The sequence below is a fragment of the Vibrio sp. 1978 genome (assembly GCF_033344345.1).
This window is the reverse complement of record NZ_JAWPOP010000006.1, coordinates 25,137-49,679: the sequence shown is the minus strand read 5'-3', so window position 1 is coordinate 49,679 and position 24,543 is coordinate 25,137. Positions and strand designations below refer to the sequence as shown.

At 47.6% G+C, this 24,543-nt stretch carries 21 protein-coding genes; 10 read left to right on the top strand and 11 right to left on the bottom strand.

Annotation, left to right across the window (positions count from 1 at the left end):
- The first annotated feature begins 168 nt into the window (after positions 1 to 168).
- A complete protein-coding gene (uspA, locus tag R8N49_RS08025) occupies positions 169 to 594 on the top strand; it encodes a universal stress protein UspA (protein WP_005379165.1) in 426 nt (141 codons plus the stop codon).
- A 64-nt stretch (positions 595 to 658) separates the two neighbouring features.
- Positions 659 to 1,537, top strand: coding sequence for a carboxylate/amino acid/amine transporter (locus R8N49_RS08020; protein ID WP_025768287.1), 879 nt, complete (start codon positions 659 to 661; stop codon positions 1,535 to 1,537).
- A 69-nt stretch (positions 1,538 to 1,606) separates the two neighbouring features.
- Here the strand turns inward: R8N49_RS08020 and R8N49_RS08015 are convergent, their stop codons facing one another.
- From R8N49_RS08015 to R8N49_RS08005, 3 genes are all read right to left on the bottom strand, one after another.
- A complete protein-coding gene (locus R8N49_RS08015) occupies positions 1,607 to 2,179 on the bottom strand; it encodes a hypothetical protein (protein WP_132937279.1) in 573 nt (190 codons plus the stop codon).
- A gap of 186 nt (positions 2,180 to 2,365) precedes the next feature.
- Positions 2,366 to 3,145 carry a class I SAM-dependent methyltransferase gene (locus R8N49_RS08010; RefSeq protein ID WP_258489870.1) on the bottom strand — a complete coding sequence of 260 codons (780 nt, stop codon included), beginning with the start codon at positions 3,143 to 3,145 and terminating at the stop codon, positions 2,366 to 2,368.
- Positions 3,146 to 3,234: 89 nt separating this feature from the next.
- Positions 3,235 to 6,360, bottom strand: a complete 3,126-nt coding sequence (locus R8N49_RS08005) for an EAL domain-containing protein (protein ID WP_258489873.1) — start codon at positions 6,358 to 6,360, stop codon at positions 3,235 to 3,237.
- A gap of 113 nt (positions 6,361 to 6,473) precedes the next feature.
- Between R8N49_RS08005 and asnC the strand changes: the two genes are divergently transcribed.
- Positions 6,474 to 6,938, top strand: a complete 465-nt coding sequence (gene asnC / locus R8N49_RS08000) for a transcriptional regulator AsnC (protein ID WP_005389595.1) — start codon at positions 6,474 to 6,476, stop codon at positions 6,936 to 6,938.
- A gap of 66 nt (positions 6,939 to 7,004) precedes the next feature.
- On the opposite strand, the gene prlC is transcribed toward asnC, so the two are convergent.
- Positions 7,005 to 9,047, bottom strand: coding sequence for an oligopeptidase A (gene prlC, locus R8N49_RS07995; RefSeq protein WP_017635033.1), 2,043 nt, complete (start codon positions 9,045 to 9,047; stop codon positions 7,005 to 7,007).
- A 399-nt stretch (positions 9,048 to 9,446) separates the two neighbouring features.
- Here prlC and R8N49_RS07990 point away from each other — a divergent pair, with 399 nt between their 5' ends.
- On the top strand, positions 9,447 to 10,286 hold the full coding sequence (locus R8N49_RS07990) for a 23S rRNA (adenine(2030)-N(6))-methyltransferase RlmJ (RefSeq protein WP_005379158.1): 840 nt from the start codon (positions 9,447 to 9,449) through the stop codon (positions 10,284 to 10,286).
- Positions 10,287 to 10,545: 259 nt separating this feature from the next.
- Entirely contained in the window at positions 10,546 to 11,901 is a 1,356-nt protein-coding gene (gene gorA, locus R8N49_RS07985) for a glutathione-disulfide reductase (protein WP_054579538.1), read from the top strand.
- Between the two features lie 81 nt (positions 11,902 to 11,982).
- Here the strand turns inward: gorA and R8N49_RS07980 are convergent, their stop codons facing one another.
- Complete coding sequence (locus tag R8N49_RS07980) at positions 11,983 to 12,888, bottom strand: LysR family transcriptional regulator (protein WP_132937277.1); 906 nt, start codon at positions 12,886 to 12,888, stop codon at positions 11,983 to 11,985.
- A gap of 120 nt (positions 12,889 to 13,008) precedes the next feature.
- Between R8N49_RS07980 and xapA the strand changes: the two genes are divergently transcribed.
- Positions 13,009 to 13,833 carry a xanthosine phosphorylase gene (gene xapA / locus R8N49_RS07975; protein WP_005379149.1) on the top strand — a complete coding sequence of 275 codons (825 nt, stop codon included), beginning with the start codon at positions 13,009 to 13,011 and terminating at the stop codon, positions 13,831 to 13,833.
- Positions 13,834 to 13,938: 105 nt separating this feature from the next.
- Here xapA and R8N49_RS07970 read toward each other — a convergent pair whose 3' ends face one another.
- Both R8N49_RS07970 and R8N49_RS07965 read right to left on the bottom strand, forming a co-directional pair.
- Entirely contained in the window at positions 13,939 to 14,550 is a 612-nt protein-coding gene (locus R8N49_RS07970) for a bifunctional 4-hydroxy-2-oxoglutarate aldolase/2-dehydro-3-deoxy-phosphogluconate aldolase (protein WP_025624148.1), read from the bottom strand.
- A 9-nt stretch (positions 14,551 to 14,559) separates the two neighbouring features.
- Positions 14,560 to 15,936 (bottom strand): GntP family permease, encoded by a 1,377-nt coding sequence (locus tag R8N49_RS07965; RefSeq protein ID WP_132937276.1) that lies wholly within the window; start codon positions 15,934 to 15,936, stop codon positions 14,560 to 14,562.
- A 153-nt stretch (positions 15,937 to 16,089) separates the two neighbouring features.
- On the opposite strand from R8N49_RS07965, the gene R8N49_RS07960 reads away from it, so the two are divergent.
- Positions 16,090 to 16,614 (top strand): gluconokinase, encoded by a 525-nt coding sequence (locus R8N49_RS07960; protein ID WP_005379140.1) that lies wholly within the window; start codon positions 16,090 to 16,092, stop codon positions 16,612 to 16,614.
- A complete protein-coding gene (edd, locus tag R8N49_RS07955) occupies positions 16,614 to 18,410 on the top strand; it encodes a phosphogluconate dehydratase (RefSeq protein WP_258489877.1) in 1,797 nt (598 codons plus the stop codon). The genes R8N49_RS07960 and edd overlap by 1 nt, the downstream gene beginning before the upstream one ends.
- A 74-nt stretch (positions 18,411 to 18,484) precedes the next feature.
- On the opposite strand, the gene R8N49_RS07950 is transcribed toward edd, so the two are convergent.
- The 4 genes from R8N49_RS07950 to R8N49_RS07935 form a co-directional block, all read right to left on the bottom strand.
- A complete protein-coding gene (locus R8N49_RS07950; RefSeq protein WP_005478614.1) occupies positions 18,485 to 18,814 on the bottom strand; it encodes an SMR family transporter in 330 nt (109 codons plus the stop codon).
- Positions 18,811 to 19,215, bottom strand: a complete 405-nt coding sequence (locus tag R8N49_RS07945; RefSeq protein WP_005384225.1) for an SMR family transporter — start codon at positions 19,213 to 19,215, stop codon at positions 18,811 to 18,813. Before R8N49_RS07945 ends, R8N49_RS07950 begins: the two co-directional genes overlap by 4 nt.
- Positions 19,216 to 19,484: 269 nt before the next feature.
- Positions 19,485 to 20,420, bottom strand: a complete 936-nt coding sequence (locus R8N49_RS07940; protein ID WP_005379132.1) for a LysR family transcriptional regulator — start codon at positions 20,418 to 20,420, stop codon at positions 19,485 to 19,487.
- A 55-nt stretch (positions 20,421 to 20,475) separates the two neighbouring features.
- Entirely contained in the window at positions 20,476 to 21,483 is a 1,008-nt protein-coding gene (locus R8N49_RS07935; protein ID WP_017636149.1) for a substrate-binding domain-containing protein, read from the bottom strand.
- Positions 21,484 to 21,702: 219 nt separating this feature from the next.
- Here R8N49_RS07935 and R8N49_RS07930 point away from each other — a divergent pair, with 219 nt between their 5' ends.
- Together R8N49_RS07930 and R8N49_RS07925 are read left to right on the top strand one after the other, a co-directional pair.
- Complete coding sequence (locus tag R8N49_RS07930) at positions 21,703 to 23,055, top strand: serine/threonine-protein kinase (protein WP_132937274.1); 1,353 nt, start codon at positions 21,703 to 21,705, stop codon at positions 23,053 to 23,055.
- 13 nt (positions 23,056 to 23,068) lie between these two features.
- Entirely contained in the window at positions 23,069 to 24,541 is a 1,473-nt protein-coding gene (locus R8N49_RS07925; protein ID WP_132937273.1) for a chromosome partitioning protein ParA, read from the top strand.
- The last annotated feature ends 2 nt before the right edge of the window (positions 24,542 to 24,543 follow it).

The following is a 24,543-nucleotide window of genomic DNA, read 5'->3' as shown; positions in this document are numbered from 1 at the left end:
AACACTACGCTTATTTCAGCATATCAAAGTCACTTGGATATAACGCCACTATAACATGATTACTGAGACAAGACTTTGTACCTACGGCACCGATATGAGATCACTTCAGCAAATTTTTTTTGGGGTTGGTGCTAATCTAAAACTATGACCTTACAAGGAGATAGCAATATGAGTTACAAACACATACTTGTGGCAGTCGACCTTTCAGACGACAGTAAAGTGTTGATTAAGAAAGCCGTATCACTGGCTAAACCTCTGGATGCGAAAGTCTCTTTTATTCACATCGACGTGAACTACGCAGAACTCTACACTGGGCTTATCGATATCAATATGGCAGAAGCGCAACATCAAGCAATGGAAGCATCGCGCACACAATTGGCAAACTTCGCAGAATATGCGCAATACCCAATTGCCCATACTTTAGTCGGTAGTGGCGATTTGAGTAATGAGTTGTGCGATACCATTCAAGACTACAGTATCGATTTGGTGGTTTGTGGTCATCACCAAGATTTCTGGAGCAAGATTCTATCTTCGACTCGACAGCTTATTAACTGCTCACCAGTCGATATGCTGGTCGTACCGCTAAAAGACTGATTGGCGCAACGATAAAACTTGGTTAGACTGCGGGCACATTTGTTGTTGATAAAGATTCTCATCCATGGCTTATCTATCCGCAGTTACCCTACTTTGGGCATTCTCATTTAGCCTGATCGGCGTTTACCTCGCCGGTCAGGTTGATTCTTGGTTCTCGGTGTTCATGCGCGTGGCACTGGCGAGTTTGGTTTTCATTCCCTTTTTGAAATTCCGTGGCGTTAGCAAATCCCTAATCGCGAAACTGATGACTGTCGGTGGCTTCCAGCTCGGTTTGATGTATTGCTTCTACTACCAATCTTTTTTGCTCCTTTCCGTGCCAGAAGTATTGCTGTTCACCGTATTCACACCCATTTACGTCACGCTAATCTATGACTTCTTGAAAGGTCGCTTTTCACCTTGGTACTTAGTTACCGCTGCAATAGCCGTATTTGGTGCCGCCTGGATTAAATTTGCAGGCATTAATGAAGATTTCCTACTGGGCTTTTTGGTCGTACAAGGAGCAAACCTCTGCTTTGCCATCGGTCAGGTGGGCTACAAATATATCATGGAGAGTGAGCCCGTCGATTTGCCACAACACACCGTGTTTGGCTACTTCTACTTAGGTGCACTTTGTGTAGCAACCGTGGCTTTCGCGCTCATGGGTAACCTCGACAAACTACCAACCACTACAACGCAATGGGGCATTCTGACATACCTTGGGTTGATTGCTTCTGGTTTTGGTTACTTTGCTTGGAACAAAGGCGCGACTATGGTGAACGCAGGTGCACTGGCAGTAATGAACAATGCATTGGTTCCGGCGGGCTTGATTGTAAACATTGTGATTTGGAACCGCGATGTTGATGTCATGCGACTCGCCATTGGCGGTGCGATCATCATGCTATCCCTATGGATTAACGAAACCTGGGTGAAAAAGCGCGTCGAAATGAGCTACGCCAATAAGTAACGCCATCGCTACTAACAAATATTCCAGCAATAAAAAACGCTCTCCGACTGGAGAGCGTTTTTTGTTTGATTAATGCACTTTGGCTTGTGAGATTGCGTTTATCAAAGCATTAGGTGGCGTTGGCAGCAACACTTCTAGTTTCGCATTACGCGCTTCCAGTTTACGCTGACGCTTAAGTAACTTTTGTTGTTTTTTCGCCACTTTTAGCAACTTCTTTTGCTGCTTATAGTGCTTTTTCAGTGCTTTTTTCGCTTTCTTGAGCGATTTTTTATCCGCTAAATCAAACCATACTGATGCGTCGGCTCTTACTGGCTCCGGAGATTTTTTGGCTTGTTTTTTCTCTTTCACGCGCTCAACAACACGCTTCACAATCGCTGCTTTTTCGTTGCTTTGTTTAGTGGTCACTGGAATCGCTTGTGATGGCAGAGCTTCAACCAATAAGCCACATGCTTGTTGCTCACTCAATGGCTTGTCTTGGCATTTTTGTGGAGGAATTGCGGCTGGCTTACAAAGGGTATCTTTGGCCGATGAAGAGCGTGCGCAAGAACGACAAACGAATTTTGGTGCGACAACTAAACGATGGATATCACCAAGTTCTGCCGCGATCTGTTTGCGACTCATTTTACATAAACGTTTAGCCATTCTACTACTCCAGCTTCCCAGTTATCGACCGCATCACAACAAGTGAAATAATAATAATTCTTAGTTAGATATACAGTCAGGGAAGGGAATTAGCAAGAGAAAACTATCAATAGAGACGAGGAAAGAGAGGCTGAGTCACAGCACGACACACCGTACTATGACAAGAAAAGTTGAGCCGTCAGGAAGTTATGCCATCGATGCTTTAACGTAGACATCGAAGCGATTTTTTTTCGTTTCAATCGTCATGGTCGGTTTTTTCTCGTTCAGCCAGTTAGCATAGTCTGGGCGTTTAACTACTACACGCTTTGTGGCTAACGCCATGGCTGGTTCTAGCAGACCATCGGCGTCCAAATCGGCGCCAACCAACGATTGGAAAACGCGCATTTCTTTTTTCACGAGCGCCGACTTCTTTTTATTTTCTGGGTGCGGATACATCGGGTCAAGATACACCACATCTGGCTGGAAAAAGTCTTTATCTTGCGCCAATTGTTCCAGCGCATCATGGCTAGAAGCATGGATTAGCGACATGCGCTCAGATACCCAGGTGCCGATTTCTGGGTCTTGTTTCGCTCGATCCAAGCCATCATCTAACAAAGCCGCTACGACTGGATGACGCTCGACCATCTGCACTTTACAACCTAGCGAGGCGAGCACAAACGCATCACGACCAAGACCTGCCGTGCCGTCTAACACGGTTGGCGTTGCCCCTTTGTTCAACCCCGCAGCTTTCGCAATTGCTTGGCCTTTACCACCACCGAACTTGCGACGATGACCTACCGCACCACCAATCAAATCCACAAAGATTGCCCCCAGCTTTGGCTCATCCACTTTACGTAGCTCCAAACGCTCGGTGGTTAGCACCAAAGCAAAATCGCTATCGTCAGTGTGAGAAAGCTGCCAACGCGCAGCGAGTTCATCAAGATGAGATTGTTGAGACGGGTTTTCACAGATCAATTGCAGTTGCAAAAGGAGGCTCCAATAAAAATCGAGGTAACTGGCGCTGAGTGTATACCTAAGTTACCTATTAATGCTAGGTTGAGCTTGCTACGAAGAGGTTATACAACCGTCAGTTGCTCCACTAGCTCAGAAAGCGGCTTAGGATGACCAATACCGTAGCCTTGACCGTAGTCCACACCGAGGTCTATCAAATGCTGCATAACCTGGTCATTTTCGACAAACTCCGCCACCGTCACTTTACCTAGTTGCTTCGCCAAGTCATTGATTGAACGAACCATCACGCGGTCCATTTCATTTACGTTGATATCTTGCACGAAAAGACCATCAATTTTCACGATATCGACAGGAAGTTTCTTTAAGTAACCAAATGAAGACAATCCAGATCCGAAATCATCCAATGCAATCATACAACCCAAAGCCTTTAGCTTGGTAAACAGCTCAATGGCTTGATCCAGATTGCTCATCGCCGCTGTCTCGGTGATTTCTAAGCAGATTTTTTCACACGGCAGAGTCGAACTTTCCAATCGCTCCAATAAGAAGTCAATAAACTCTTGATTCCCCATAGATTGACCTGAAAGGTTTATCGAACAGCGACCAAGCTGTTCAACCACCTCAGGACGCTGTTCAAACCACTCTAGCGTTTGAGTAATAACCTGCTTATCAATCCAATGGGCAATGTTGTAGCGCTCGGAAGCAGGGATAAACAGCGCAGGAGAAACATAATCACCGTACCCATTGCGAATACGCACCAAAATCTCAAAATACATTTGAGTCTCGTGCTTTTGTAAGCTTTTTATCGGTTGAGCAAACAGTTCTAAACGTTGATTCGACAATGCCTCATGCACCAAATTGACGCTCTGCATTTCCATCTGACGACGCTGCAACTCTTCGTTATCTAAGCTGAATAGATTATAGCGGTTACGGCCTTGCTCTTTAGCGGCGTGACAAGCAGAGTCTGCTTGAGCATGCACCATTTGTGGCGTATCAGCGGTATGATCGATGATACGGATACCAATTGAGCAACTGATGAACAGGCGTGTGTCTTCCCAAATAAAGAGGTGTTCGCTTAGTGTCGAGATGATCAGTTTGGCAATATTGATGGCGCCATATTCGTCACAGTCTTTGAGTAACACCGCAAACTCATCGCCTCCCATTCGAGCCAAGATGGAATTGTACGGCAGAACGCCTTCCAGCATACTGGCGCAGAATTGAATCGCCGCATCACCTGCATCATGCCCAACCGTATCATTGAGGACTTTTAGTTGATCTAAGTCGAGGTACAACATGGCGTGGACTCGACGATGGCTGTCCACTTCGCACAGTGCGGTCTTAAGCTCTAGTTCAAAATGGTTTCTGTTGTAAGTCCCCGTCAGTAAGTCATAGCGAGCTTGGTATTCCAATTTCTCGGAGAGCAGTTTGGTTTCGGTAATATCTTCGCCCACAATCAGCAGTTGCTCAGATTCACTCAGCGGACGAATATTCTCGCGCACCCAAACACGATGACCATTTGCATGACGATACTCGACTTCACGTCGCCAAACACCATGCACTTGCTGGTTGGGTTGCAATAACACTTGGCGAGGGAACAGCACTTTGTCATCAAAATAGAACTCCCTCAGGCGATGTCCGAGCATGTCCATCGGTTTGTAGCCAAGAAGTAGTTGAGCAAATCGATTCACTTCTTGAATTCGGTTATTACTATCAAGCGTCACCATCATCACGGGCTGCTGCTCGTAATAGTTGCGTAGGGTTGACTCACGTTGGTAGAGCTTGTCCTCCATCAATTTACGACTGGTAATATCGCGCGCTTCAAACAAGTATTGCTTATGATTCCCTACTTGCTGAGAAAAAGGCTTGAGCGAAACTTCTAACACCAATGCGCCGTGTTCTTTACTCCAAATTTCAGCTTCAAACGTCGACACTTGATGGTGAGGCGCGTGGAAATACTCCTCAAGCAACGCTTGTGCTTTTTCACTCCAGTTGGGGTGAAACCAAAGTGGTCGGTCTAAGCGCAGTCCTTGGTGATAAAGTAAGGATTGAAGGTGATCGTTGCCCGATTTAAGCACACCGTTGGCATCCAAAATGCCCATATACTGCATGCTCTGATCGAAAATCGATTCTAGAATAGCCTGGCTTTCTCGCGCAGCGCTCTCACTTCGACGCATCCGCTGTAAATAATAACCCATCAGCAAAATGACCACCGACATCACCACAAACAGGCTACCAAACAGGCGAATTTCCTTGGCAAAACGTTCAGAAAGCTTCATTGGCTTATTAAAAAATACCGCAGAAACCTCTTGTTCAGCCCCCAATCCCCAACGCGCTACCGCTTGGTAATCGAGCTTTATTTCAGAATCACTTTTTTTCACCGCAGGCAGAGGCTGATCAGGGTTATCCAAAACGAACTCAAGCATCTCTGCGCTCTCAATACCATGCCGATAACCACTTTGAATAACCCCTCCAACTGCGCCATGACCCAAACCAATGTCATGCACCATAAACAGCGGCGCGTTTGAGACTTTGTTGACACCAACCCAGTCACGCTCGCTGCCAACCATACCTTGTTTATCTCGGTAATAGGTCCAGAACAAGACGACTTTATCGGAACTCAGTTTTGCGACTTGTTGTTTTAGATCGATGATACTGTCTGGGACAACTTGTACGATTTTGTCTCGATATTGCGGGAACTTGAGGACAAAATTGTCGATTTGATAACGCAACACCTCACCGGTCACCGAGTGGTCACTGACGATGAGAACTTGTGTGTAGTTCGGATGTAAGCGCTCAATAAGAGCGAGATTCGCTTCCAAATCGACATCTTCCATAACTCCGGTTGCATTCAGAGAACGATGTAAAGAAGGATGGTAGTTATTAATGCCGTTAAATATAACTGGGGTGTCTTTGATGATTGAGGCTAAACGCTGCATGAGTTCAAGCGCATTGTTATCGCTCACTAAAATGGCATCGAATCGCTCTTTGCGTAATTTCGTAAGATATAAGGATTTTAGTTGTGCAAAAAACTGCTCACTCTGGTTACGTTTCGAGTCTAGATAGAGCACACGCATGTCCAGCGCTCGATCGCCCAGCTGTTGCTCGATGCCTCGCTGTATGGAGTCCGTCCAGAAAAAACCCTGATGATAGGAGTGCACGACCAACACCTTCGGATCTGAGGCCGTAGCAAACGCGCTCCAACATAGCGCGGCAATAACCAGAAAACGCTGCACATTATCTCCATAGCTCGGAGTTAACCCGCAGTTACTCCTGCCAAACCTTGTGAATCCTATCCGCTATGAGTATAAAAGGGAGGTAAAACTCTATCCCTAACGGAAATCATAGTATGAATGCGAGCCTGCCGAAACTCGACGACCTTGACCGCGCAATATTAAAAACACTGATGGCTGACGCCAGAACGCCCTACGCAGAAATGGCAAAGCAGTTCGATGTCAGCCCTGCCACTATCCATGTGCGTATCGAGAAGATGAAGTCGGCGGACATCATCGAAGGAACGGAGGTGATCATCAATACTAAAAAGCTTGGCTACGATGTGTGCTGCTTTATTGGTATTAACCTCAATGCAGCTCGTGATTACCACTCCGCGTTAGAAAAACTCAACGCGCTCGACGAAGTCGTTGAAGCTTACTACACCACGGGCGCGTATAACATATTCGTCAAATTGATGTGCAAATCGATTGAAGAGCTGCAATTTGTACTGATCGACAAGCTGCAAGCCATTGATGAGGTTCAGTCCACGGAGACATTGATATCGTTGCAGAACCCGATCAACCGAAACGTAAATCCGTAAAATTTTTTATAAAAAATGTACAAAAAAGGCCAACCGTTCGGTTGGCCTTGATGTTTTTTGCTCAATTTACGCCGCAATACCCGAATGGCGCAACAGTGCATCGATTTGTGGCTCGCGGCCACGGAAGCGCTTAAACAGCTCCATTGGCTCTTCACTGCCCCCCATTTCTAGGATGTTGTTCAGGAAGCTTAGACCCGTCTCTTTGTTGAAGATGCCTTCTTCTTCAAAGCGAGAATACGCGTCTGACGACAGCACTTCAGCCCACAGGTAGCTGTAGTAACCCGCACTGTAGCCACCAGCAAAAATATGGCCGAAGCTGTGTGAGAAACGCGCCCACTCAACCGCAGGAACTACCGCGACTTTCTCTTTCACTTTCGCCAGAGTTTCCAGTACACGCGCACCCACTTCAGGGTCATATTCGGTGTGAAGCGTGAAGTCGAACAAGCCGAATTCTAGCTGACGCAAAATACCCATCGCAGATTGGAAGTTTTTCGCTGCGAGCATTTTGTCTAGCATCGCTTTAGGTAGCGGCTCACCTGTCTCATAGTGACCAGAAATGAACGCCAGCGCATCCTCTTCCCAACACCAGTTTTCTAGGAACTGACTTGGTAGCTCAACCGCATCCCAAGGCACGCCATTAATACCTGAAACAGCACCTGTATCAACTTGCGTCAACATGTGGTGGATTCCATGACCAAACTCATGGAATAGCGTCACGACTTCATCGTGCGTGAACAGTGCTGGTTTGTCGCCCACTGGACGGTTGAAGTTACACGTTAGATACGCAACCGGCGTTTGCAGCTCGCCAGATAGCGTAACGCGACGACCACGACAATCATCCATCCACGCGCCGCCACGTTTGTGTTCACGAGCGTAGAGATCTAGGTAGAAACTGCCACGGAGTGTGCCTTCAGCATCAAAGATATCGAAAAAGCGCACAGATTCGTGCCAAGTGTCTACGCCTTCGCGCTCAGTAACGGTCATACCAAACACGCGGTTTAGCACTTCAAACAGACCGCTCACGACTTTTGACTCTGGGAAGTATGGGCGCAGTTCTTCATCCGAAATTTGGAACAGGTGCTGCTTTTGTTTCTCGCTGTAGTAAGCGATATCCCAAACGTTCAGCTCTTCAACACCAAACTCACTTTTCGCAAACTGACGTAACTCTTCGACTTCACGTTCACCTTGCGGTTTCGCTCGTGTCGCTAGGTCATTCAGGAAGCCCAGCACTTGATCCGGCGTTTCAGCCATCTTTGTTGCTAACGACTTTTCACTATAAGTATTGAAACCTAGCATACGTGAAATTTCATGGCGCAGTTTTAGCTGCTCAGTAATGATTTCTGAGTTATCCCATTTGCCTGCGTTTGGACCTCGATCAGAAGCGCGCGTCACGTACGCTTCGTACACTTCTTTACGCAACTCTTGGTTATCGCAGTACGTCATGACAGGTAGGTAAGATGGGATATCTAGCGTAATGAGGTAACCATCTAACTCTTTTGCTTCTGCGGCAGCTTTCGCTGCTGCCAGCGCCGATTCTGGCATACCTGCTAGGTCTTTCTCGTCTGTGATGTGCTTGGTCCAACCCATGGTGGCATCCAGCACATTGTTAGAGAATTTAGAGCTCAGCTCAGACATACGTTTGCTGATCTCGCCGTAACGGTGCTGCTCATCGGATGGCAAACCAATGCCTGATAACTCGAAATCACGCAGTGCATCAGTGATGGTTTTCTGCTGGGCACGAGTTAACGTTGCAAATTCTTCGCTCGCTTTGATGGTTTTGTACGCTTCGTACAACCCTTTGTGCTGACCAACCCAAGTGCCGTACTCTGACAAAATTGGTAGGCAACTTTCGTAAGCTTCACGTAGCTCTTCGCTGTTCACTACCGAGTTCATGTGACCCACTGGCGACCAGATGCGGCTTAAGCGATCATCCGCTTCTTCAATTGGCGCAATCACACTGTCCCAAGTTGGGTGAGCGTTGTCTTGTAGAACTTCATCGATTTTTGCTCGGCAGTCAGCAATCGCTTGCTCAACGGCAGGCTTGATGTGTTCTGGTTTAATTTGAGAAAACGGAGGTAGGTCCGTAAACGTCAGAAGAGGATTAGACATGAATAATTCCTTTTGTGTTTTGACTCTGTGATTGCCTGTCTATTTTGTGTAGATAGGCCAACTCAATGTACAGACGAGCCAGCAACATGGATTGGGGGAGCTCCGTTCCCTTTCTCTATGCCGCGATGACCATCTTATAGTCAACCAGCGCTACTCTGTCCTTGAGTCTTGTTATACCTAAATGAGATTTCACACCCTTTTGAGTGCGAGAAACTCACCTAGTTCAATTCGATTACCAATAGTAAGTGTGGGTGACTTAAAGAAATTTCAATAGCGTCCCCTTATCAGAGGAACAGATTTGATTGGAAGTTCTACATCTTTAAGTTACTTGAGTATAATACCGCCATAGAGTGAAAATCACAGACCACACTCAGCCAAAGAGTGTTTCGAGAGTTTAATTTGTTAAGTTACCGCCACAGCTTCCACGCTGGCAACCATGCCGACGTGGTCAAACACATCGTTCAAAGCCTCATTCTTGATGCGCTGAAACAAAAAGATAAGCCATTCGTTTATCACGATACCCACTCGGGTGTGGGCCGTTACGATCTGACTCACGAATGGTCTGAAAAAACGGGCGAATACAAACAAGGCATCGCACGTATTTGGGATAACCCAAGCATTCCTGAAGACATCAAAAGCTACATCGATGCCATTAAAGTGCTCAACAATGGCGAGAAGCTGCGTTACTACCCAGGCTCACCACGTGTGGCGCGCGCGCAAATCCGCCCACAAGATCGTATGGTGCTGACCGAGTTGCACCCGGCCGATCACCCATTGTTAGAGCAAGAATTCCATCGTGATCGCCAAGTGAGCATCTTCAAAGAAGACGGATTCCAACGCCTCAAAGCAAGCTTACCGCCACAAGAGCGTCGTGGTTTGGTGCTGATTGACCCACCATACGAACTCGCGAAAGAGTACCGCGATGTGGTGCGAGCGATTCATCAGAGCCATAAACGTTGGGCAACCGGTATCTACGCGATTTGGTACCCAGTGGTAAACCGCCACGACATCGAAGATATGATCGAAGGCTTGGAAGCACTGGGCATTCGTAAAATTCTGCAAATCGAGTTAGGTGTTGCACCAGATACCAACGAGCGCGGCATGACGGCATCCGGCATGATTGTGATTAACCCGCCATGGAAACTGGAAAGCCAGATGAAAGAGATTCTGCCATTCCTGCAAGACGCGATCGCACCAGCAACTGGCCACTGGAAAGTGGACTGGATTGTGCCAGAGTAAGCACTTCAGTACTGCTATCTTCAAGCGCAACGATATTCTCGTTGCGCTTTTTTATGCTCTCACCTTCTCCCTCCAATCGTGCTTATTCTTCTTTTTGTGCCTCTCATCGCTATTTGTCATAAGTATTGTCGCTTTTTCCCATTTAGGAATTAGTCGAATTCGATTTATGATAGTGGGATAACGGTGGCATTGAGTTCGGACAAGGTCATCCCAATCTATCTATGTACCAGATAAAATTTATAAGCTCTTGGAGAAAGTAATGGCGACTCATTTTGACTATATCTGTATCGGTGGCGGCAGTGGCGGCATCGCATCTGCAAACCGTGCGGCGATGTACGGCGCGAAAGTTGCGCTAATCGAAGCTCAAGACCTTGGCGGTACCTGTGTCAACGTAGGTTGTGTACCGAAAAAAGTGATGTGGCATGGCGCGCAAATCGCAGAAGCAATGAACCTGTACGCAGAAGATTACGGTTTTGATGTCGACGTGAAAGGTTTCAACTGGAGCAAACTAGTTGAGAGCCGTCAGGCGTACATTGGTCGTATTCACCAATCTTACGATCGCGTTCTTGGCAACAACAAAGTAAACGTGATTAAAGGCTTTGCTAAGTTTGTTGACGAAAAAACTGTCGAAGTAAACGGTGAACACTACACAGCAGATCACATCCTGATCGCGGTTGGTGGTCGTCCTACTATTCCAAACATTCCAGGCGCTGAATACGGCATCGATTCAAACGGCTTCTTCGACCTAGCAGAGCAACCAAAACGCGTTGCGGTTGTGGGCGCAGGCTACATCGCAGTTGAAATTGCTGGCGTACTGCACGCGCTAGGTACAGAAACGCACCTGTTCGTACGTAAAGAGTCACCACTGCGTAGCTTCGATCCAATGATCATCGATACGTTGGTTGAAGTGATGGACGCAGAAGGTCCAAAACTGCACACCCACTCTGTACCAAAAGAAGTGGTAAAAGAAGCCGATGGCAGCCTAACTCTGCACCTAGAAAACGGTGAAAGCCAAAACGTTGACCAACTGATTTGGGCAATCGGTCGTCACCCTGCGACAGACGCAATCAACCTAGCGTCAACCGGTGTGGCAACGAACGAAAAAGGCTACATCAAGGTAGACGAATACCAAGAAACCAACGTGAAAGGCATCTACTGTGTGGGTGACATCATGGAAGGCGGTATCGAGCTAACGCCAGTAGCAGTGAAAGCGGGTCGTCAACTTTCTGAGCGTTTGTTCAACAACAAACCAAACGCGAAGATGGACTACGATTTGGTACCAACTGTGGTATTTAGCCACCCACCAATCGGCACTATCGGTCTTACAACGCAAGAAGCAGAAGAGAAGTACGGCAAAGACAACATCAAAGTCTACACATCTGGCTTTACTGCGATGTACACCGCTGTTACTAAGCACCGTCAACCATGTAAGATGAAGCTTGTATGTGCGGGCGAAGAAGAAACGGTTGTTGGCCTACACGGCATCGGTTTCACGGTAGATGAAATGATCCAAGGCTTCGGCGTAGCAATGAAGATGGGCGCAACCAAAGCAGACTTCGACTCTGTTGTGGCTATCCACCCAACGGGCTCTGAAGAGTTCGTAACGATGCGTTAATTACGCTCTAATCGCATTGCTGATTTCAGTGAATCATTTGAAAAGGTCATCTTAGGATGACCTTTTTTTGTTATCCCATGCTTAACTCGCATTCTCTAATAATGTGCGAATAAACTCGGCTTTAATAGCACTCTCCTGCTTACCATCATGAATCAGACACAAGTCTGCACGCAGTGACTCTTTCAGCTTGATAAAACGAATCCCATGCCAATGATGCTGAGAAAACGTCGACGGCACCAACGTCACGGTATTGCTGTTTGCTACATATGCCATCAAGGTGCTTGGCTCCACCACTTGTTTGCCAATATAGGGTGAAAAGCCTTCTTGCAGACAGGCATTGATGATGAAGTTTGCCGAGGCAGAATTCGCCAAACTCATAAACGCAAACTCACACGCCTTTAAATCTTGGAGCCGCAGCAAAGATTTGCTGGCTAACTCATGTTGCTCCGACACCGCCACCACAAACACATCTTTGCCCAAAGACACCGACTGGTACGGATAAATGTTGAGTGCATCGGCAAAACGCACGATGCCCACATCGATTTTCTTCTCGCTCAGATGCTTCTTTTGCGTCTCTGGGTTAAGGTCAAAAATGTCGGCGTGATAAGTGTCATGCTCAGCATGGAAGCGCTGTAACAAACGATCAAATCCGCCCCAAAATGCGCTACTTACCACACCAACTCGCAGGATATTTCTCTGGTTCAACCCCACTTGCTGCACTTGATTGAGCGAGACATCCAAGGTCTGAAAAATCAGTTGGCATTTGGACTCCAACAATCGTCCGGCCTCCGTTAGCATGACGTTTCTTGAATCACGCTCAAACAGTTTGACGTTAAGCACTTCTTCCAACTCTTTGATGCGATTGCTCAACGGCGAATTGGTGATATTGAGGTTCTCGGCGGCCTTAGTGAAATGCTTGGTTTGTGCGACCTCGTAAAAGTAACGCAGCATCTTCAGCGTCACGCGCTCAAATGGTTCTGACTTCATAATTGAGTCCTAGCGAATTTCATCATCCTCTTTTTAAGGATGATAGTAGCGAATAAAGCAAAGATAACCAGCGCAGAAAGTCACACAATGGAATCAACACACAACCAGAAGGTGACTAACATGAATCACGATCCAGTAATCGGCGCGCTACAAACCATTCGCGAACGCAAACCAAACTTCCAACCTAAAGCGGCGTTTATTTTAGGCTCAGGCTTAGGCGTATTGGCAGACGAGCTACAAGACAAAGTGGTCATTCCATACGAAGAGCTCGAAGGCTTTCCGGTTAGCACCGTGCAAGGCCACTCTGGTGAGTTGGTACTTGGCACCATGGGCGGCGTAGACGTAGTGTGCATGAAAGGTCGCGGTCACTACTACGAACACGGCTCAATGAAGGTCATGACAACACCCGTACGAACCTTTAAAAAGCTGGGCTGTGAGTTTCTGCTCGTCACCAACGCGGCAGGCTCACTTCGCCCTGAGCGTATTGATGTCGGCTCTCTGGTGGTATTTCATGACCACATCAACACCATGCCTGAATCGCCAATGATCGGTCCGAATGATGAAGAGTACGGCCCGAGGTTCTTCAGCCTCGCCAATGCGTACGACAAAGACCTGCGCGCAGAAGCGTTTGAAGTCGGCAAAGCCAATGGTATTCACCTGAATGAAGGCGTGTTTGTCTCTTACACAGGCCCCAACTTTGAGACCGCAGCCGAAATCCGCATGATGCAAATCATCGGTGGTGATGTCGTGGGCATGTCGGTCGTGCCAGAAGTGATTTCTGCGGCGCATTGCGGCTTACCCGTATTGGCAGTATGTGCGATCACCAACATGGCAGAAGGCTTGGGAGATGTAGAATTGTCTCACGCCCAAACATTGAAGTGCGCGAAGCTAGCCGAAGCCGATTTCATTCGCTTTATTAAGCGCTTTATGAAGCATCACTTCTAAAGCCGTTTCATCCCAAAAAGAAAAAGGGTCATCAAGTTACTTGATGACCCTTTTTCGTATCACGTTTCCCAACGTTCGGGGGCATTTCGGAGCCGTTTGTGCGTTTTACTTAACTGCGCGAACCAATTCAGCAATGCCTTCCCAATCGCCGTTGTCCATCATTGCGGTTGGCACCATCCAAGTACCGCCACAAGCTACAACCGATTTCAGCGCTAGGTAATCTTCCACGTTGGATGGGCTCACGCCACCTGTTGGCATGAATTCCACTGGGTAAACCGCCGTGAGTGCTTTCAGCATGTTTACGCCGCCTGATGGCTCAGCAGGGAAGAACTTCAACGTACGCAGACCCATTTCCATCGCTTGCTCAACCAAGCTTGGGTTGTTTACACCCGGTACGATAGTCACACCACGTTGCTGACAGTATTTCACTGTGGTTGGGTTGAAGCCTGGGCTAACGATAAAGTCCACGCCCGCTTCGATCGCGATATCCACTTGTTCTGTGGTCAGAACGGTGCCCGCGCCAATCAACAGTTCTGGGTACGCTTCACGCATGATGCGAATCGATTCCGCCGCCGCTTCGGTGCGGAATGTCACTTCCGCACATGGTAAACCGTTTTCTACCAACACTTTTGCCAGTGGCAGAGCGTGTGCTACGTCGTTGATTGCGATAACTGGGACGATTTTGATATCTCTTAATCGTTGTTCAAGTGTTGTCATGGGGAACCTCTAAAGAATAAAGCTTAATGTTGCGACGATAATAAACGCGATACCGCCAAGTAACGTTTCCATTACCGTCCAAGTTTTTAATGTGGTTTTCTCATCCATCTCAAGCAGACGAGATACCAACCAGAAACCAGAGTCATTGAAGTGAGACAGTACCGTTGCACCACCCGCAATCGCGATTACGATAAAGCAAAGGTCTAGTTCACTCAAACCTGTTGATGCAGCCACAACTGGCGCGATAAGAGCTGCCGTAGTGGTTAGCGCTACCGTTGCCGAGCCTTGAGCAACACGCAGACAGGTTGAAATAACAAACGCCGCCACAATCACAGGCATACCTGTATCTGTAAGAACGTCAGCCAGTGCATCACCGATGCCGCTTGAGCGCAGTACGCCGCCAAACATGCCACCTGCACCCGTTACTAGGATAACACCACAGATAGGAGCCAATGACTCACCACACAATTTTTCTAGTTTTGCCATGCCGTAGTCTTTGGCAAACACAGCCAGACAGACAATCAAAGTAATCAGCAACGCGACTGGAGTTTTACCTAGCATACGTAGGAACTCAACCAGTGCCGTTTTGCCATCAATCACACCCGCAACCGCCAGTGTGTTCAGTACCGTATCCAAACAGATTAGCAGGACTGGCAGCACAAGGATGGTCATAACCGTGCCAAATTTTGGTGCGTTGCGCTCATCCACCATCGCTTCGCCATTAAAGAAGGCTTTAGATAGTGGGATATCGAATTTTTTTCCCGCGTACAAACCAAATAGGTAAGCGCCAAGGTACCAAGTTGGAATAGCCACCAGAATACCCACCACCAATAACAGACCGATGTTTGCACCAAGGAATTCGGCCGCTGCAACCGGACCTGGGTGTGGTGGAACAAACGCGTGCATAACCGCAAAAGCACCAGCTGCAGGCAACGCGTATTTAATTGGTGAGCCACCAAAACGAGCCGCCACACTTAGGATGATTGGCATCATCACTACAAGGCCAGCATCGAAGAAGATTGGGAAGCCAAACAGTAATGAAGCGACGCCCAAAGCAAATGGTGCGCGCTCTTTACCAAAGCGACCAATCAAAGTGTCTGCCAGCACTTTCGCACCGCCAGTCACTTCAAGAATTTTACCGATCATCGCACCAAGACCAACCAGCAATGCCACGGAAGCCAGTGTGCCGCCGAAGCCGCCCATCATGGTCGATACGACTTTCTCAGAAGGAACGCCAGTGGCGATTGCTGTGCCTAAACTCACCATAGTAAGGGAAGCAAAAGCATGGACTTTCAGTTTAATGATCAGAACGAGTAACGCTGCAATGGCAAGGCCTGCAATCGTCAGTAGGAACGTAGGATCTAGGGCTTGGGTTAATTGCTCCATAGGTTCACCTTTAAGAATTATTGTTTGTGTTATGGTTCACATTTATTTCAGTTACCGGTAACATGTTACCGATAACATGAATAAGATAAACCCATATTTTAAAGTGAATTCAAAAATTGAGATCACGCGCAAATTTGGTTATGAGGATAAGTTATGGCTGGTAGTAGTGTCATCGTTATGGGCGTTTGTGCTAGTGGTAAAAGCACAATTGGTGAGCATCTAGCGAAAAAGCTAGGGCGTAAATTCATTGATGGTGATGATCTTCATCCACGAGCGAACATTCAGAAAATGGCGTCGGGCCAGCCTCTGAACGATGATGATCGCAAGCCATGGCTAGAACGCATTCGTGATGCGGCGTACAGCCTAGAAAGCAAAAACGAACACGGCATTATTGTCTGTTCAGCACTGAAAAAGATTTACCGCGATCAGATCCGCGAAGGCAACAACAATGTGACCTTCCTGTTCCTTGATGGCGATAGGGAGTTGATCCTTAATCGCATGCGTATGCGCAAAGGCCACTTCATGAAAGAAAACATGGTGAAGAGCCAATTCGAGACGCTAGAGCGCCCAGACAACGAGCCTCAAACTCTGATCGTCAGTATCGACGGAGACATCAGCGACGTGGTGGAACGCTCTGCCGCTGAGCTAATCAAAATGCAAGCGATCGAGGTGGCGTAATGACTCACTCTGTTGTTCTTGAGGTCACACAGCGTTTGACCGAGCGCAGCCGTGAAGCGCGCGCTGCGTTTCTTGCTCGCACCGAAGTGCAAGCCGAAGCGGGCAAAGGCCGTGTTGGTTTATCTTGTGGTAACTTAGCCCATGCAGTCGCCGCTTCTTGCTCTTCTGAAAAGAAAAATATTCTCGATTTTACTCATGCCAATGTCGCGCTGATCAGCGCCTACAACGACATGTTGAGCGCCCACCAGCCGTACCAAGACTACCCAGCACAAATCAAAAAAGTGCTGGCGGACTACGGCCATACGGCGCAAGTCGCAGGTTGTGTGCCAGCGATGTGCGATGGGGTGACTCAAGGTCAAGCAGGCATGGATATGTCACTGTTTTCGCGTGACTTAATTGCGCAATCAACGGCGTTGTCTTTGAGTCACAATGTCTTTGATGCCACATTACTGCTTGGCATCTGTGACAAAATCGCACCGGGGCAACTGATGGGCGCGCTGTCTTACGCACACCTACCAACGGCGTTTGTGCCAGCGGGTCTGATGGCAACAGGCATCAGCAACGAAGAGAAAGTCGACGTGCGCCAAAAATACGCAGCGGGAGAAGTCGGCAAAGACGCTCTGCTGGATATGGAGTGTCGCGCTTACCACTCTGCGGGTACGTGTACATTTTACGGCACCGCCAATACCAACCAGTTGGTGTTCGAAGCCATGGGCTTGATGCTGCCAGGTTCAGCATTCATTCATCCCCATACCCAACTGCGTAAAGCGTTAACCAATCACTCGGCTCTGAAAATCGCCTCTATGACGGCGGGTTCTGCACACTTCCGTCCGCTGGCCGAGGTGGTCACAGAAAAGAGCTTGGTCAACGGCATCATCGCTCTACTTGCATCTGGCGGCAGCACCAATCACACCATTCATATGATCGCCGTGGCGCGTGCTGCTGGCATCTTGCTCACCTGGCAAGACATCAGCGATCTGTCGGATGTGGTTCCTTTATTAGCGCGCGTTTACCCGAACGGCCCAGCCGATATGAACGCGTTCCAAGACGCGGGGGGCGTGCCAGCGTTATTGCACCGCTTGAACCAATCCGAGCTTTTGCATCGCGATGTGAAACCCGTGTTTGGTGAATTTGAAGACCAAATGACGCTACCGAGCCTTGTCGATGGCCAACTGACCTGGACATCGTGCCAAGGCAGCCAAGACGGTGACGTGATCGCCAAACCAGACGCCACATTCCAAAATACTGGCGGCACTCGCGTATTGACTGGCAACTTAGGCAAAGCCGTGGTGAAAGTGTCTGCGGTGAAAGAAGAGCAACGCGTGATTGTGGCACCAGCGATCGTATTCCAATGCCAACACGAAGTGGAAGCCGCATACAAACGTGGCGAGCTGAACAAAGACTGCATCGTTGTGGTCACACACAACGGCCCAGCGGCAAACGGCATGCCTGAACTGCATAAACTGATGCCAATCCTCGGCAACGTGCAGAAAGCGGGCTTTAAAGTCGCGCTAGTGACGGACGGTCGTTTATCTGGTGCATCCGGTAAAATTCCGTCTGCGATTCACGTTTCTCCAGAAGCCATTCGTGGTGGCGCGATTGGTTTGGTGCGCAACGGTGATTTGATTCATCTGGATTGCCAAACGGGCGAACTGAACAACTTAAGCGATACCACTGGTCGCGAGTTGATTCATTTCGATACCGAATCGACCCAACAAACTTGGGGACGAGGCTTGTTTAGCGTGATCCGCCAAAACGTATCGAGTGCAGAAGAAGGCGCAAGCTTTATTGTTTAAGCCAGACAAACAAAAAGAGCGGAGTTTGATACTCCGCTCTTTGTATTTGTCTTCGTTGTTTTTGTTTGGCTTGATTAAGCGGTTTTCATCACCACGACGGCAGCAATCACCACAAAGATACCAAACCAGCCGATTGGTTTGAGTTTCTGCTTAAACAGCAAGGCTCCACCCACTGCGGTACCCAAGATACCGATCGCACCCCAAGAGGCATAAGCAATGGCTAAGTCGATCTCTTTCACCGCTTGTGCCAACAGCGTGAATGCTGTCAGTACCAACACAATCGCCGCAATGCCCCAGCCTTTATATTTAAAACCTTTTGAGCGTGTCAGCGCCATATTGGCCATGATATCGACCAAGGCAGCCATCACGACAAATCCAAATGACATCGTAAAAAATTGACTCATGATTCGCACCTTGTACTAGTAGAAAATGAACGTTCTTTTGCCGGTTTATCGGCATTTTTCTTGGCGTTAGGTTGACCATGTGATTCCCCTAAGGTCACACACACAATGCCAACAACGGCTAACATCAAACCAAACAACTCTTGATGGTTTAAGTGTGCATCAAAGGCGATGATCGACACCACGGTGATCAACGAGATACCCAACCCTTCCCAAACAGCGTATGCCACACCGATAGATATTTTCTTCGCGGCAAACGCGAGAAAGTAGTAAGAGATTGCGATCAGCACATACATTACGATGTAGCCCCACCACCCGTGCCCTTGTCCGATAAGAGACATAGTGCTTGTACCAGCCACTTCGGCAACGATGGCGAGCAATAAAAATAGACGTGCAACTAGCATGATTAATCCTCCATCAGAAATAAAAAAAATGCATAACGGAGAATGGTGAATGTCGCGTACCTGTATCGACATTCAAAAAGTTAAAAAGATAAAAATGAGCCACTTCTCCTGACTATTTGAGATAAGGTTAGCGCTGGGTAGGAAAAAGAGACAGGTAATTGAGATATTCATTTTTGAATATCTTAAGAAGTAAGTTGTCTATGTAATCACATAATATTGATAAGGTTAAAGCATCTACTCTCTCATTCAGCCGATGCCATCAGGTGACGTCATTGCGTAAAAATCAGCGGCGTATTGAGGGTTTGTCGCACCACTTTATGTAGGTGTCTGTGCAAAGGATGGTTGCGGTTGGTTTGAAGGAAACCGCCAGAGACCACAAACTGACTGAACTCACGATTAACGGGTGGCATTGCGTAAGAGGCGAGTTCTGGCATCAACAATGCCGAGCTTTGACTGGCATACATAATCGCGTCGGTTTCTTGCAACATTTGGCAAGCCAAACGCAAATTATAGGACTTCAGTAACACTACTGGCTCATAACCCATGCGTCGATACTCGGACTCCACGGTACAAAGCGGTTTATATGACGCAGGCGCAGGCAAAGAGACGAGTGGTAGTTTGGACACCGTGTCCCAATCATTGCTGACTTTCGACAACGTTGGGTGGTTTTTGCGCGCCAAAATCACTCGTTTTTCAACGAATAACGGGCGCATGTAAATGTCTTTCGACAGCTCGGTCTCTTGGTCAAGAATGCAGTAATCGTGCTCGCCTTCTAACATTTCATCGTGCGAGTAAGTATTCCAGCTGGAAAAGGCAAAGTGCGCTTTGGGAAAGGCTCGATGACAACCAGTGAGCAGTCGCTGCCCTTGTTCATCCATCAAATAAGGGTCAGTTACAATCGCAATCTGCCCTTGGTATTGCAGTGGGTCGAACACTTCAAATTCTTGCACCACTTTTTCCAGTGGTGCAACCATATTGTCGAACTCGGCGGCGAGACGAATCGCCATGGGTGATGGCTCTACTCCATGTGCTTTACGCACAAAAAGCGGGTCATCAAACACTTGCTTCAACTTCATCACGCCGCGGCTGGCGCTCGGTTGAGAAATGCCAAGCTGCATTGCGGCCAGCTTGATGCTGCGGTTTTCCACCACGGCTTTTAATAAACGCATTAAGTTGAGATCCAATGCATCCAGCTGATGTGCCATACCCTAACCTACCAATACCATTGATGAGCGAATACAAAGAGCAGTTAACAATTAGTTAAACACTCTCTCCCGACGTGATCTGATAACCCATATCGAAGACTTTTTCTTCTTGCGTTTCGCCTTTCAGGCGCGCAATTAATAGCTCTGCGCTCTTTACACCAATTTGGAAACGCGGCGTATCAACGCTGGTCAGTTTCGGACTGATGGTTTGACCGATATCCAGCGCGTTATAGCCCGCCACTGCCAATTGCTGTGGAACTTGAATGCCACGTTGCTGCGCACTCAGCATGGTGCCAATTGCGATGTCATCGTTGGTACAGAACACCCCATCGAGCGTTGGGTGCGTTTCCAGTGCACGTTCGAGCAAATCATGCGCTAAAGAAAAACTCGAATGATCACCAGTTAATACATGTTTAGGTTCTAGCCCTGCTTCTGTCATCGCGCGATCGTAACCTTGCATCCGCAATTTGGTTCGCGTATCCAGACGCGCGCCAAAATAGACGATTGTACGCTTCCCCGTATCTAGCATCTGCTTAACCACGGTGTACGACGCATCTTCATGATCGAGTCCAACCGCCATATCAATCGGCTCCGATGGCAGTTCCATGGTTTCGACCACCGGAATGCCCGCATTTTTGATCATCTGTAATGTACGCGGCGTGTGATGGCTTTCAGTTAGAATAAGCCCATCGACTTGATAAGAGAGTAATGACGCGATCTTGCGCTCTTCTTCAAGCTCATCGTAGCTAAAATGCGCTAAAAGCGTCTCATAGCCATTGGCTTTGGTCACCATCTCTATGCCCTGAACAAAGGAAGCAAAAATTTGGTTGGACAAAGACGGCAGTAAAATACCAATGGCTTTACTGGAGGACTTTGACAACATCGCCGGTGCACGGTTTTCGATGTAACCCATCTCTTCAATCGCAGTCGCAATCTTGGCCCGAGTCTTTTCTGCCACCGATTCAGGGTTACGCATATAGCGTGAAACGGTCATCTTCGTGACGCCAACCTGGTCTGCGACATCCTGCAATGTCGTACGAGTTTTCTTATTCTGTTGAGCCATAAATATGTGATTTATCAGTAATGTTACAAGTAACATTATGACGAATAGACTCTCTGCCGACAAGCTCAGTGAAAATAATTCGCAAAATCATGACGTTATTACTCCATTAGCCATCAAATTGCGTTTCATGGATTGTGAATCAAAACCGAATAAATAAATGACATTTATATCAAAGTTCTTATAAAATGCCGTACCTAAAAGAATAAGACATTAGTCACAGTGCAGTTAGGCTCTAGCGAAACCCAGATTTACTACCACCTGCTTGATCTGGACGACTCCCAAAAGCAGCAATACCTCCAAGCATTGCAACGAAGTCAACCTGAGCTGTATCGACAACTCGTTCCTCTTTTAGCCAACGAGACACCGGAAGAACAACTAACGCAGTTACTTTATTTTGGTGCTCATCAGGCAACGAACCAAGACGTCGATCTAAGCGGAGAAATCATCAGTAAGTACCGCCTAACTCATGAGTTGGGGCGTGGTGGCATGGGTGTCGTATACGCAGCTCTACGTGCAGATGAAACGTTCGAGCAAGATCTGGCTATCAAGTTTATTCAAAGCAATTTGAGCAATGTGTTAGGGCAACGCGCACTCTTCGATGAAGCTCAACTTCTCGCGCGTCTAAACCATCCTTACATCGCGAAAGTGTTTGACGGCGGTCTCCATCAAGATTCGGTTTACATCGTGATGGAGCGGGTGTTTGGTCAAACTTTGGATGAGTATCTATCTGAAAATAAGCTAGAAAAAACGGAGAAGCTGCTGTTGTTTAAGCAGATCTGCCAGGCGATGGAGCACGCCCACCAGCACCAGGTTTTGCATGCCGATCTAAAACCAGAAAATATACTGATTGATCGTAGCAAGCGTCCCAAGCTGCTTGACTTCAACTTGACTCAAAAAGCGCACTCCAACCGAGAAGATTCACCCTCAGCGCTGATTGCGTTTAGCCAAAATTTTGCCAGCCCAGAGCAGCAAGCAGGACTGGTTCTAACAGAGCAAAGCGACGTGTACTCCTTGGGCAAAATTCTCGCTTTGATGTTTCCATCACCAACAATTTGGTCTGATGTTTACTGGGTGATAAGACGCGCAACGCGTCCTGCCACTCAAATGCGATATACCGATGTTAGAACATTGCGCATTGATATCGAACGAATTATCGAACGCCGTCCAATCGAGCAGAAAAAAAACTGGCCATTGTATAGCGCCTTTCGCTTGGTACAGCGACGTCCCCTTGCTTCGGTATTGTCAGGCATCATTGTGCTCTCTGGTGTGTTATTTGGCAGCGCCATGATGCAAAAGAATATCCAGCTGCAACAAGAGAAAAAGATTGCAGAAGATATGATGTACGAAATGACTCGCCTCATATTCCACGCGAAGGGGCAAAATGTCGAACATCTCTCAGTGAACTCCATGATGGAGTTAACACGAAGGCGGATACTCTCTAACCCAGATATCCCCAAACATATAAAACAAAAAATGTTGTTGGCGATGATGACACCGGTGCCAGAGAAGCACCTAACTACACCAATGAGTTGTCAGCCAAATTGTGCGTCTAAGGACAGCACCAACCAATAAGGCTTAAAACAAGATGTATACACGTTCAGTGGTATTTTGGCTGTCTGCATTGACGGCTACGTCCACGTTGGCAGCAGACGTTTCAGCTGCCACTTCACACCCACCAGCTTCAACCTTGAAGCAAGGCTACTTTATCGACGCCCCAGTGACTGGCCTGTATTACAAAACCAGTTCCAATATCACTGGCGTCACTCAGCAAGGAGCATTTCATTACCAACCCGGTGATGTAATTAGCTTCTTCCTTGGTAACGATGATAAAGGTTATCTGCTGACGACCTTATCAAGCCAAGAAGTGCTGACGCCGACGATGGCGACAACCAAACCTAGCCGCAGCATCAATATGACGCGTCTGCTGCTTTCTCTCGACAGCAGGCCTGAGAATCGTGAGGAAATTGTCCTAGCAAACCGTGTGCTGTCTGATCCTCACTTTCAAAGCCAGCTCAAAGGCCTTGATCTCAATTACCTGGATGACGCTAAACGCTACCTCAATCTCGATTGGGTATCTGTCAATGAGGCGATTGAGCACCTAAACGAAAGCCAGCAGTACATTGAAAAAAATTTTTCCTCTGATGAGATCATTTTTGAACCTCGCGACATGACGTTCAAAAACATCGTCATCAAAAAGAAGGATTGGCAAGGCCGCGCTTGTGCTTACGATCTACGCTATCAGCATCATCCCAAATATCGTCCTCCTATTGGTGAAACTCGATTCACCATCACCAAAGACTCATTGATTGAACACCCAAGCATTGGCGATCATTTTCAAGGCTGCTTCCTCTCGATGAAACGCCCCATCACGGAAGATGTCGTCGAACCGATAAGCAAGTTTGCGGATTGGTTTAATATCGTTGGTTGTTCAATCACAGGGTGCACCCGCAACGACTTGAATGGCTTCTCTCTCGAAGACTTCGATGATGAAGGCGACTGGAAGTACCGCTCCGTTGCCCTCAATTTTGATCCGAGCACCGAGTTATTGATGGAAAAAGTACAAGGTCTCGGGCGTAAAAAAAACATCCAACACAATAACCGTACAGAAATGCTCTGGTTTACGTATCCCAATACTAGCGAACACGACATTGACTACCTCGGTGTGTGGCAGCAAACCGAATACCACCAACAGTCCATGACACAATCATGCCTATTGATGCGCCATCAACAAGTCATGCGACTGCCGAAAAATACGGACACCTGCCCAACCGATACAAGCCTGTACACCCAAGATGTTACCCGCGAATTTGCCGACATGTGGTGGGTCAACAATAGCGCCCCCAAAGCCGAACTCGCGCAAATGAACGTCATGGTGCGTTGGTCAACAACCCCATCCGAAATCAATTACACCACCTGGGAATACTTGCCAGCTGGTGCAACTTGGGAGCAAGGCATTTTATATCGCTATCAACAAAATGTTCTGCGCAACCAAGACGGTTCCGATCGCATTGAAACCCACACCATTTCTGAATTTGTCAAAGTGAGCGAGGATGTATAACC